At 61.3% G+C, this 11,166-nt stretch carries 8 protein-coding genes; 5 read left to right on the forward strand and 3 right to left on the reverse strand.

Annotation, left to right across the window (positions count from 1 at the left end):
- Positions 1 to 44: 44 nt before the first annotated feature.
- Both ACYAR8_RS05235 and ACYAR8_RS05240 read right to left on the reverse strand, forming a co-directional pair.
- Positions 45 to 1,829, reverse strand: coding sequence for a protein-disulfide reductase DsbD (locus ACYAR8_RS05235; RefSeq protein WP_108119008.1), 1,785 nt, complete (start codon positions 1,827 to 1,829; stop codon positions 45 to 47).
- Positions 1,830 to 1,944: 115 nt separating this feature from the next.
- Complete coding sequence (locus ACYAR8_RS05240; protein ID WP_463579262.1) at positions 1,945 to 3,609, reverse strand: diguanylate cyclase; 1,665 nt, start codon at positions 3,607 to 3,609, stop codon at positions 1,945 to 1,947.
- 410 nt (positions 3,610 to 4,019) lie between these two features.
- Here ACYAR8_RS05240 and ACYAR8_RS05245 point away from each other — a divergent pair, with 410 nt between their 5' ends.
- The 5 genes from ACYAR8_RS05245 to ACYAR8_RS05265 all read left to right on the forward strand — a co-directional run bounded on the left by ACYAR8_RS05245 (position 4,020) and on the right by ACYAR8_RS05265 (position 9,320).
- A complete protein-coding gene (locus tag ACYAR8_RS05245) occupies positions 4,020 to 5,120 on the forward strand; it encodes a DUF2333 family protein (protein ID WP_192173430.1) in 1,101 nt (366 codons plus the stop codon).
- A gap of 3 nt (positions 5,121 to 5,123) precedes the next feature.
- Positions 5,124 to 5,669, forward strand: coding sequence for an NUDIX hydrolase (locus tag ACYAR8_RS05250; protein WP_074890459.1), 546 nt, complete (start codon positions 5,124 to 5,126; stop codon positions 5,667 to 5,669).
- A gap of 163 nt (positions 5,670 to 5,832) precedes the next feature.
- Positions 5,833 to 6,204 (forward strand): translation initiation factor Sui1, encoded by a 372-nt coding sequence (locus tag ACYAR8_RS05255; protein WP_265387285.1) that lies wholly within the window; start codon positions 5,833 to 5,835, stop codon positions 6,202 to 6,204.
- Between the two features lie 183 nt (positions 6,205 to 6,387).
- Entirely contained in the window at positions 6,388 to 8,301 is a 1,914-nt protein-coding gene (gene speA / locus ACYAR8_RS05260) for an arginine decarboxylase (RefSeq protein WP_065987722.1), read from the forward strand.
- A gap of 125 nt (positions 8,302 to 8,426) precedes the next feature.
- Positions 8,427 to 9,320: an alpha/beta hydrolase gene (locus tag ACYAR8_RS05265; RefSeq protein ID WP_463579263.1), complete on the forward strand. Its 894-nt coding sequence runs from the start codon at positions 8,427 to 8,429 to the stop codon at positions 9,318 to 9,320.
- Here the strand turns inward: ACYAR8_RS05265 and ACYAR8_RS05270 are convergent.
- Positions 9,310 to 10,650: an MATE family efflux transporter gene (locus ACYAR8_RS05270; RefSeq protein ID WP_463579264.1), complete on the reverse strand. Its 1,341-nt coding sequence runs from the start codon at positions 10,648 to 10,650 to the stop codon at positions 9,310 to 9,312. The genes ACYAR8_RS05265 and ACYAR8_RS05270 overlap by 11 nt on opposite strands.
- Positions 10,651 to 11,166: the final 516 nt, after the last annotated feature.

The raw sequence follows: 11,166 nt of genomic DNA on the forward strand, positions 1-11,166 counted from the left end.
TCAGCACGATGCCCGATGTTCGCGCGAAGTTTGTGACCATGGCGCTAAATTTGGTCATTTGCTCTAGAAAGGCGCTCTGCGAACGCTTCGACGTCGATTTCGCCGACGACACGCACGTTTTCCAGCTCGTTGCCGTTTTTTCCGAAAAAAAGCAGCGCGGGAGGGCCAAACAGTTTGTAGCGATCCAGCAATGCACGTTGCTCCGTGTTGCTGTCAGTCATGTCGAAACGGATCAGTCTGAAAGCGCCCAGCTGACTGACGATTTTCGGATCCGGCAGCACCTCATGCTCGATGACCTTGCAGCTGATGCACCAGTCGGCGTACCAGTCGACCAAGACCGGCTGGCCTTCGCTTTCTGACTCGGCAAGGATCCGGTCCATTTCGCTGGCCTGGGTCACGGTCTGCCAGCGGCTTTCCGCAGCCGGTTGGGCAGGGCCCGAATCGATCCTGGATTGACCCAGCGGACGTAGCGGATCCGTCTGACCGCTTAACGCGCCATACCAGCAGGCAAGGGCGTAAAACAGCAAGAACACGCCAAGCAGTTGAGCGAGGCGGCCTCGCGTGGTTTTTTCGCCGAATTCCAGTGCGCCCAGGAACAACGCGACGCCGGCCCATAGCAGTCCGATCAACAGCAACGTGGCCTGCCCCGGAATCACACGGCTGAGCAAACCGATGGCGAGGGCCAGCAACAGTACGCCGATGGCATTCTTGACCGCGACCAGCCACGGCCCGCTTTTAGGCAGCCACGCCGCGCCGCCCGTTGCTACCAGCACCAGCGGCGCGCCCATGCCCAGGCCCAGAACGAACAGTTTCAAGGCGCCACCCAGCGCATCGCCGCTGGCGCTTATATAAAGCAGCGCGCCGGCCAATGGTGCCGAAACGCATGGCGAAACCAGCAGGCTAGAAACCACGCCCAGAACGGCTGCGCCCCACAAGGAGCCGCCCTGCGTATTGCCAGCGATCCGGTCCAGTCGGTCATTGAGCGCGCGGGGCAGGCGCAACTCGAACGCGCCGAACATGGCGACGGCAAACAGCGCAAAGAACCCGGCGAACGGCACGAGCACCCACGCGGACTGCAACCGCGCCTGCAGATTCAGGCTGGCGCCAAACATACCCATCACTGCGCCAAGAATGGCAAAGCAGATCGCCATCGGCAGCACGTAGGCCAGGGACAAAGAGAAACCGCGCAGCCCGCCGATCTGCCCGCGCAGGACCACGCCGGAGAGGATCGGCAGCATCGGCAGCACGCATGGCGTGAAGGTCAGCCCGACGCCGGCGAGGAAAAACAGCGCCAGTTGTTTCCAGCTGAACTCGACGTGGGTGGCATCGCCAGCGAGTGGGGTATCGGACACTGCGGGGCTCGCGCCGCCAATGCTCAGGCGCTCGGTTTCCGGTGGGTAGCAGAGCCCTTTGTCCGCGCAGCCCTGATAGGTGACGATAAGCGTGAAGGGCCGCGTGTCTCCGGCTTTGCGCGGCAGGGCGACGTCGAGAATGCCGTGGTAGACCTCGACGTCGCCGAAGTACTCATCATGTTTCTTTTCGCCGTCGGGCAGTTGCGCAACGCCGAGGCCGATGTCGGCAGGTTCGGTGCGAAATTGAAAGCGATGCCGATACAGGTAATAGCCTTCGGTGGCGACAAACTGCAGCTTGATGGATTCGGGTGTGGTGTCGCTCAGGTTCAGCTGAAACGCCTGACGAACCGGCAGGAAGTCCTTGCTGTTGTCCACTGCGGCGCCGCCCAGTGTGGGGCTCGATCTGTTCTCCAGAAAGCTCGCGCCAACGGCGGGCAAGGTACAGATCAGCAGTAACAGACAAAGCAGGCGGCGCATGGCGGTCTCGCATCACAAAAGTCCGCGCATGATAGCGGAGTGTCTGCGGGCGTGCAGGGAGGGCTAGAGTTCTTCGGTCTGAACTTCGGTCTGAAAATGATGCAGGACGCAGCAGTCAAACGATGTCCGACTGGGTGTGTTTGCTCAGAGACGTCATTGCCACTCGTACCTCCAGGCCATGCACCTGATTGCGACCTGCCTTTTTTGCCCGGTACAGCGCCTCGTCTGCTTGCGAGGCCATCATCAGTGCGTCGTCGTCCTCGGCGATTTCCACCACCCCGGCGCTGAACGTGCAGAACAGATCCACGGGCTGCGCGGGGTAGTGGATTTCAGCGAAGCGCTGGCGGATTTCGTCGAGCACGCCGTGGGCGGCAGCCAGGTCAGTGTCCGGCATGACCACGGCGAACTCCTCACCGCCATAGCGACCGATGTAGTCGGTCTTGCGCAGGCGTTGCTTGAGGAACAGCGCCAGGCTCTTGATTACACGGTCGCCCATGGGGTGGCCGTGGCCGTCGTTGACCCTCTTGAAGTGGTCGATGTCCAGCATGGCGAAGCTCAGCGGCTTGTTCTCCCGCCGGGAGCGGAAGCTGCAATCTTCCAGCAGTTGAAGGATGTGCGTGTGGTTGTACAGGCCGGTCAGGCTGTCGCGGACCATGCGCGCCTTGAGGTTGCGCGCCCGCGCTGCGCGGTTGCGCACGGTGGTGATCAGATGGCGAGGCTTGATGGGTTTGGTAAGGAAGTCGTCGCCGCCTTCGCTCATCGCATCCAGCTGTTTGTCCAGATCGTCTTCCGCCGAGAGATAAATGATCGGCACGCTGACGTAGCGGTCATTGTGGCGGATCACCTTGGCCAGCTCGGTGCCGGTGCAACCGGGCATGTACATGTCGAGGATGATCAGGTCAGGCTGAAAGTCGGCCAGCTCAGGCATGGTTTTGATCGGGTCGAGCAGGGTACGGGTGACGATTCCGGCGCCGTTGAGCAAGCGCTCGGTGTGTGTCGCCTGGGCGCGTGAATCGTCGATGATCAGCACCTTGTACGGTTCGTACTGAGCGACCCGGGTCAGGATTTCAATTTTCTCCAGCAGGCTTGAGGCCTCCAGCGTGCCGGTCAGAAACTCTTCGCCTCCAGCGCGCACGGCGGCGAGGCGCGTGGGCGTGTCTGTCTCGTGATGGCTGAAAAACAGCAACGGCAGTTTTTGCTCGAGACCTTCCTGCATCTGGGTGGCGAGCTTCAGGCCTTCGCCAGCACCACCAAAGTCGACGTCCATGACGACGGCGGCGGGCAAGCGCTCTGCCATGGTCATGTGGAACGTGTCGACGCAGCCGAGTGACTGCGCGCTCAGGCCGAAGAATTCCAGTTGCCTGGCCAGACGCTCGCCGCGTTCATAGTCCTCCAGCACGATGTAAATCGGCTTGCGCAGGGGCGGCAGGGCGGTTTGCTCAAGACGGTCACCGTGCCTGAGGCCGGTTCGGGACAGGCGTTGCATCAGGCGATTAAGGTCGGTAATCAGGGCGCTGCTCAAACGGCCGCGATTGGCGTCGACGTCCAGCAATGCCAGGTTAATGGCGGTGGCCAGTTGCACGTGTTCGGCCTGCTCGAAACGTTCGGCGAAACGCAGCAGCCGCTGGTTGGCTTCGGTGAGCTCAGCCATGTCCGCTGGCGACCATTCACCGTGCTGCAGGCGCTGCCATACCTCAAGAATCTGACGAGCCTGATGGATAACGCGCTGGGCAAAGTGGTGTCTGAGCCGGTCGCGGCTCGGGTCTGCTGCTTCGGTCATGTCCTGGCTTCTTTATAGGGCAAGCCCCGATTTAAATACTGGCGCTATGCTAGCACTAGTTTTCCCTGGTCAGGATGCCGCAAGTCATTTTCTTGTCATTGTTAAGCTTTTTATCCACCAACTTTGCACCTTTTAACGCGCTCGAGTGTTCGTACCAGTTGGTTCAACTCATAAGGGGTGATCAGCAGTGGTTTTGAGAGGCAGGAAAATGGATGAGATGCACTCAAGCCCCATATCCCTATCAGCACCGGCTTTAGGCGGGGGAAGCGTCGGAAAGACCGCGCGGCGTTTACAATCCGCTCGGCTCAGTTGCTAAACAATTGCACCTGCCACCACATTCCCTGGCAAACGCACCTTGCTGTAAGGTTGCGGTCAGAAGCACTGAATTCCGTGATTGAAAGGACAAGGCCATGCTGGATTGGAAGAAGCGCTCGGGCAGCGCGGGAACTGAACGCGTTGACGAAAAGCCGATGGGCAAGGCGCCTCGCGGTTCTCGCGGTTATTGGGGCGGCCTGTTGTTCAGTCGCGCCGTCGGGGCCGTGGTGGGTATTTATCTGGTTGTCACCGTGGTGCTCGGCATCTGGTGGAGCAGCGAACCGCCCCTGTTTCCGGTTCAGCAGCAAGCCCAGGCTGCCGCGCAAAGCGAAGGCAAGCAGATGGTGCTGGGCTACACCACCGTCGAAACCCTCAAGACCGTCGCGTCCACCCTGCTGGACAAGCCAGGCGGTTACATCTCCAACGATCGCTCGCCGCCCGGCCTGTGGATGGACAATATGCCGAGCTGGGAATACGGCGTATTGGTCCAGGTGCGCGACCTGAGCCGCGCACTGCGTAAAGACTTCGCCCGCTCGCAATCCCAGTCCGCTGAAGATGGCGATCTGGCGCGTGCCGAGCCGCTGTTCAACTTCGACAACAAAAGCTGGGTGCTGCCTTCGAGCGAGTCTCAATACCGCGACGGCATCGCTGCGCTGAGCCGCTATCAGGCGCGCCTGTCTGACCCGAACCAGAAGGGCGCTCTGTTCTACACCCGCGCCGATAACCTGAATAACTGGCTGGGCGACGTCGGTACGCGACTGGGTTCTCTGTCCCAGCGGCTGTCCGCCAGCGTGGGCCGGGTCAAGCTGAACAGCACCCTGAAAACCGAAGCGCAGTCCACGGTCACGGTCAAGCCGGGCGAAGTCCCGCAGGTTGACGAAGAAATTGTTGAAACCCCATGGATGCAGATCGACAACGTCTTCTACGAAGCACGCGGTCAGGCCTGGGCGCTGTCGCACCTGCTGCGCGCGATCGAAGTCGATTTCGCCGATGTTCTGGCGAAGAAGAATGCAACCGTCAGCGTGCGTCAGATCATTCGTGAACTGGAAGCCTCGCAAGAGCCGATCTGGAGCCCGATGATCCTCAACGGCAGCCCGTTCGGCATCTTCGCCAACCACTCGCTGGTCATGGCCAACTATCTGTCGCGTGCCAACGCGGCGGTGATTGACCTGCGTCAGCTGCTGTCCCAAGGCTGATCGATGAGTGTTTCCGATCAAGAGGCCGCCCACCGTGCGGCTTCCGACGCCGAGCTGATTGCCTGGGTTGATCGTCACGATCAACCCCTGGGTTCCTTGCCCCGGGCAGAGCTGCGTGAGCGCGGCCTGATCGGGCGCGGCACCTACATCTTGCTGTTCAATTCGGCTGGCGAACTGTGTGTGCATCAACGCACGCTGAGCAAGGCGATTTATCCCGGTTATTGGGATGTGGCGGCGGGCGGCATGGTGCAGGCCGATGAAGGCTACGAGCTCTCGGCGGCGCGTGAACTGGCGGAAGAGCTGGGCGTCTCCGGCGTGCCGCTTGCGGCGCACGAGCGTTTTTTCTTCGATCAACCGGATAACCGGCTGTGGTGCGCGGTGTTTTCGGCAGTCTGGGACGGGCCGCTGAAGCTCCAGCCGGAAGAAGTGCTGCAAGCGCGCTTTCTGAGCATCGATCAAGTGCTCCGCGAAACCACTGAAAAGCCTTACTGCCCGGACTCGCTGGCCGCCCTTAAGCGCTATTTGGAAGGCGTCGCAAATGTCCCGTAAATTGGCGCATATTTGCACTTAGCATCGGCGCCTTTTGCCGTTACACTGCGCGACTTTTCACGCCGGACCGCCCTTGCGATCCGGTAGCGCTGCCCCTGCCTGAGTGGGGCTTCGCGGTCGGCTCCCGTCGGCCAGACTTCGCTCCTCAACAAGAGGATTGCCGGTGGCCAAAAAAGCCGCATCCTTCGCCGCCCTCGGTGGCCTGGTATTTTCAACCGATGCCGGTCGGCATTGTCCCGACTGCCGTCAGCCCGTCGACGCCTGCACCTGCAAAAGCACGCTCATCCCGGAAGGTGATGGCATCGCCCGCGTGCGCCGTGAAAGCAAAGGCCGCGGCGGCAAGACCGTTACGACCGTCACCGGCGTTCCGCTGGCCGAGGACGCGCTCAAGGACTTGGCAAAGACCCTCAAGCAACGCTGCGGAACCGGCGGCGCGCTGAAGGATGGCGTGATCGAGATCCAGGGTGACCACGTCGAAACGCTGCTGGCCGAGCTGGTCAAGCAGGGTTTCAAGGCGAAGAAGTCGGGCGGTTGAGCCGTCTGTTTCGAGCCCGTTGATATTCGTCGTCGGTCTGGCTGCAGTCACCCATGCAAACTCTGCTGCGCAATGCGGGTCTATTGCCCCACAGCGAGCAGGCGCCAAACCGTCATTTCCACGCTCTACACTGCGCCCAGCCGGTCAGGCCGGGGCTTTATGACTTTTCTATAGGGGACTTTGATGTCCGTACGACGCACACGCAAAGACGATGGCAGCCAATGGACCGTGGCAGACAGCCGCAGTGTCTACGGGATCCGTCATTGGGGGGCCGGTTATTTCGCAATCAATGAAGCCGGCCGCGTTGAAGTTCGCCCCAACGGGCCGACCAGCTCGCCCATCGATCTTTACGAGCAGGTCGATCAGCTGCGCAAGAGCGGCTTGTCCCTGCCACTGCTGGTGCGCTTCCCTGACATCCTGCAGGACCGCGTGCGTCAGCTGACCGGTGCGTTCGACGAGAACATCGCTCGTCTGGAATACCAGAGCAAATACACCGCGCTGTACCCGATCAAGGTCAACCAGCAAGAGGCGGTGGTGGAAAACATCATCGCCACGCAAAACGTTTCCATTGGTCTCGAAGCCGGTTCCAAACCTGAGCTGATGGCCGTGCTGGCTCTGGCGCCGAAGGGCGGCACCATCGTCTGCAACGGCTACAAGGACCGCGAATTCATTCGTCTGGCCTTGATGGGTCAGAAGCTGGGCCACAACGTTTTCATCGTTATCGAGAAAGAGTCCGAAGTCGAACTGGTGATCGAAGAAGCCGCCGAGCTGAAGGTCGCGCCGCAAGTGGGTCTGCGTGTGCGCCTGTCGTCCCTGGCTTCCAGCAAGTGGGCCGACACCGGCGGCGAGAAGTCCAAGTTCGGGCTGTCCGCTGCGCAATTGCTGTCGGTCGTAGAACGCTTCACCAAGGCCGGGCTCGATCAGGGCATCCGCCTGCTGCACTTCCACATGGGTTCGCAGATCGCCAACCTGGCCGACTATCAGCATGGTTTCAAGGAAGCGATTCGTTACTACGGCGAGCTGCGCAACCTCGGCCTGCCGGTCGATCACATCGACGTAGGCGGTGGCCTGGGTGTCGACTACGACGGCACGCATTCGCGCAACGCCAGTTCGATCAACTATGACATGGACGATTACGCCGGCGTCGTGGTCGGGATGCTCAAGGAGTTCTGCGACGCGCAGGGCCTGCCGCATCCGCACATTTTCTCGGAAAGCGGCCGTTCGCTGACCGCGCACCACGCCATGCTCGTGATTCAGGTCACCGACGTCGAGCGTCACAACGACGAAGTGCCGGAAATCACCGACAAGGAAAGCCTGCCGGAAACCCTGCAATGGCTGATCGACCTGCTCGGCCCGACCGACATCGAAATGGTCACCGAGACCTACTGGCGCGCCACTCACTACATGAGCGACATCGCGTCCCAGTATTCCGACGGCAAGATCACCCTGGCGCAAAAGGCCTTGGGCGAGCAGTGCTACTTCGCGGTGTGCCGCCGTTTGCATAACTCGCTGAAAGCCCGTCAGCGCTCTCATCGTCAGGTGCTCGACGAGCTCAACGACAAGCTGGCCGACAAGTACATCTGCAACTTCTCGGTGTTCCAGAGCCTGCCGGATACCTGGGCGATCGATCAGGTGCTGCCGATCATTCCGCTGCATCGTCTGGACGAGGAGCCGCTGCGTCGCGCCGTGCTGCAAGACCTGACCTGTGACTCCGACGGCAAGATCAATCAGTACGTCGACGAGCAGAGCATCGAGACCAGCCTGCCGGTTCACTCGTTGAACGAGGGTGAGGATTACTTGCTGGGCGTGTTCCTGGTCGGTGCGTATCAGGAGATTCTGGGCGACATGCACAACCTGTTCGGTGACACTGATTCGGTGAACATCTACCAGAATCAGGATGGCAGTGCGTATTCGGCCGGGATCGAAACCCACGACACCATCGAAGACATGCTGCGTTACGTGCACTTGTCGCCGGAAGAGCTGATGACCCATTATCGGGACAAAGTCGCCAGCGCCAAGATCACCCCGCGTGAACGCACCCAGTTTCTGGATGCCTTGCGTCTGGGCCTGACGCGGTCGTCCTACCTGTCGTCGTGATGATGCAGGCAATTTGAAAAAAACGGGCCCCGGTGGCCCGTTTTCTTCGTTTGCAATGCCAGTCGGCGAAGATCAAACGTCACCCTGCATGCAAGACCTCCTCCAGCGTTTTATGAGAATGAACCATGATCAAACTGGCGCTCAAAGCGGCGTTCACCGCCTGGCTGATGACCTTGCTGATGGCATGCTCGCCGTTGAAGGTGCTCAACGCGTTTACCCCGAGCGACACCTTCAGCAGAACGTCTGACCTGACGTACGGTCCGGACCCGCGCAATAAACTCGATATCTACACGCCCAGAGATGCAGTGCCGGACGCGCCGGTCGTCGTGTTCTTTTATGGCGGCAGCTGGACCAGCGGATCGCGGGGCGACTACGCGTTCGTCGGGGAGGCGCTCGCGTCCCGTGGCATCGTTGCCGTGCTCGCCGATTACCGGTTGTACCCGCAAGTGCATTATCAGGAGCTGCTGCGGGACAGCGCCCAGGCAGTGGCCTGGACCCACGCGCACATTCGTCAGTTCGGCGGCGATCCGGCAAAGTTGTATGTAATGGGCCACAGTGCCGGGGCTTACAACGCGGCGATGCTGGCGCTGGACCCACAATGGCTGGCCGGAGCGGGCACGACGCCTTCCATCATCAAGGGCTGGATCGGTCTGGCCGGGCCCTATGATTTCCTGCCCATCGAAGACGCGGAGGTGAAGCCGGTGTTTTACTTCCCCAATTCGCCACCCGACTCCCAGCCGATCAACCATGTCAGCGCAGCATCACCGCCGGCGCTGCTGCTCGCTTCCGCCGATGACACGGAGGTAAACCCGCAACGCAACACGGGGGGCATGGCCAGTCGTTTGCGCACTCAGGGCGTGTCAGTGCGTGAGTTGTATTTCTCTCGCACCAGCCACCGCACGCTGGTGGGTGCATTGGCCAGGCCGTTACGCAGCCTGGCGCCTGTGCTGGAGGAAGTTGTGGCGTTCATCCACGCCCAGGATCAGGCACAGGTGTCGAGGGTTTCGGTCAGCCGTTGAACCAGGCGCCGCTGCGGTTGAGCTTCAACGCCAGATACCCCAGCGTCAGCGCTCGCACCGCCATGAACAGCAAAAACACCAGCCACAGCCCGTGGTTGCCGAACCCGCTTGCCAGCCAGGCAAACGGTGCGGTGATCAAGGCCGTGACGACCATCGCGTTGCGCATCTCGCGAGCGCGGGTGGCACCGATGAACAGACCATCGAGCAAATAACTCCAGACCGCGACAAAGGGCAGCACGGCGAGATAGGGCAGATAAACGAAAGCGATCTCGCGCACTGCGGTGATGTCGGTCTGCAGCTCGATGAACAGGTGCCCGCCCAGCAGAAACAGCACCACGAACGCGACGCTGCAAATCAGCGACCAGCCCCCGGAGACATTCAGCGAGCGCCGCAAGGCGTCGCGGTCCCGTGCGCCGATGGCGTGTCCGCAGAGCGCTTCGACAGCGTGAGCCAGGCCGTCCAGCGCGTGGGCCATCAGCAACAGCCCATTAAGCAGCAGCGCATTGGCGGCGACGGTGGCATCGCCCAGTCGAGCGCCTTGCACGGTGATCAAAAAGAACACCGATTGCAGGATCAGGCTGCGAATGAAGATATCGCGATTGACCGTGAGCAGCGGTCGCCAGCTCTGCCAGCGCTTTAGCGCGGACACGGCCAGCTGTCCCGGATAGGCGCGCAGGCCTTTGTGGGTGAGGGCGAGCCCGAGGAGGGCGCCGGTCCATTCGGCGATGACGGACGCACGCGCGCTGCCAACCACGCCCCAGTCCAGGCCCATGACGAACCACAGGTTCAGCGCGATGTTGACCAGGTTGGTGGTCAGCAGAATCGCCAGCGGCGCGCGAGCGTTTTGCAGCCCGAGGAACCAGCCCACCAGCGCGTAGCTCGCCAGCGCTGCCGGTAAGCCGAACAAGCGGGTATGGAAGAAGTCGCGGGTCAGGTCGTTGAGGTCGTCCGAGGGCTGCATCATTTCCAGCGCCAGGTGCTGGAACGGCAGGCCGATCAGTCCCAGCAGCACCGAAAACCCCATCGCCAGCAGCAGGCCCTGCAACAGCACCTGGCGCAGCGCAGCGCCGTCATTGCGCCCGGCGGCCTGGGCGGCAAAACCGGTCGTGCCCATGCGCAGAAAACCCATCGCCCAGGCAAGAAAGCTGTACAGCGTGCCGCCGACCGCCACAGCGCCGAGCTGGTGAGCGTGGGGCAGGTGACCGATGACCGTGCTGTCCACCAGTGAAACCAGCGGCACGGAGATATTCGACAGGATCATCGGTGCGGCCAGCGCCCACACCTGCCGATGGGTCGCGCGCTGGCGCCAGTCGTTGAAGAAGTTGGACATGAAGGCTCCCGGGCAAGCGCGCGAGTGTAGCGATGACGACGCCTGAATGCTGGACTTCTGTATGTCGTTGTCCTGTTACTGCGCGATCTCTGGACGAAGAATCGCCTATAGATTTCGCGCCCAACCGGGATCCATCGCCCACCGCAAAACCACTGTAGGAGCGCGCTTGCCCGCGAAAGCGTCAGTACATCCGCTGCATCTCTATCGGTAGTGAAAATGCCTTCGCGAGCAAGCTCACTCCTACCGGTACAGCGACGTGGCCTGGATTCTGAGTCGACCGCGACCTTGTAGGAGTGAGCTTGCTCGCGAAAGCGTCGGTACATCCGCCGCATCTCTATCTGTTGTGAAAATGCCTTCGCGAGCAAGGTGGAGCGCCACCCCGGTCACTCCTACAGTTGATCGTGGCAGACAGACAAAGCGCGTTTGCTGCAGCCACCGTTGCGTTTCCCCTTGAGAACAAACGCACAAACCCACGGTCTATGTGCGCGCCGCGCTTCACGATTGCTCAAGCGGTGC

The sequence above is a fragment of the Pseudomonas sp. HP_01 genome, from assembly GCF_055284355.1.

What these genes read in the sequence shown, in the direction of transcription:
- ACYAR8_RS05250 (WP_074890459.1), top strand. Translation starts at nt 5,124, where the DNA reads ATGAGTGTTTCCGATCAAGAGGCCGCCCACCGTGCGGCTTCCGACGCC.
- ACYAR8_RS05235 (WP_108119008.1), bottom strand. Translation starts at nt 1,829, where the DNA reads ATGCGCCGCCTGCTTTGTCTGTTACTGCTGATCTGTACCTTGCCCGCC.
- ACYAR8_RS05245 (WP_192173430.1), top strand. Translation starts at nt 4,020, where the DNA reads ATGCTGGATTGGAAGAAGCGCTCGGGCAGCGCGGGAACTGAACGCGTT.
- ACYAR8_RS05240 (WP_463579262.1), bottom strand. Translation starts at nt 3,609, where the DNA reads ATGACCGAAGCAGCAGACCCGAGCCGCGACCGGCTCAGACACCACTTT.
- ACYAR8_RS05270 (WP_463579264.1), bottom strand. Translation starts at nt 10,650, where the DNA reads ATGTCCAACTTCTTCAACGACTGGCGCCAGCGCGCGACCCATCGGCAG.
- ACYAR8_RS05265 (WP_463579263.1), top strand. Translation starts at nt 8,427, where the DNA reads ATGATCAAACTGGCGCTCAAAGCGGCGTTCACCGCCTGGCTGATGACC.
- speA (WP_065987722.1), top strand. Translation starts at nt 6,388, where the DNA reads ATGTCCGTACGACGCACACGCAAAGACGATGGCAGCCAATGGACCGTG.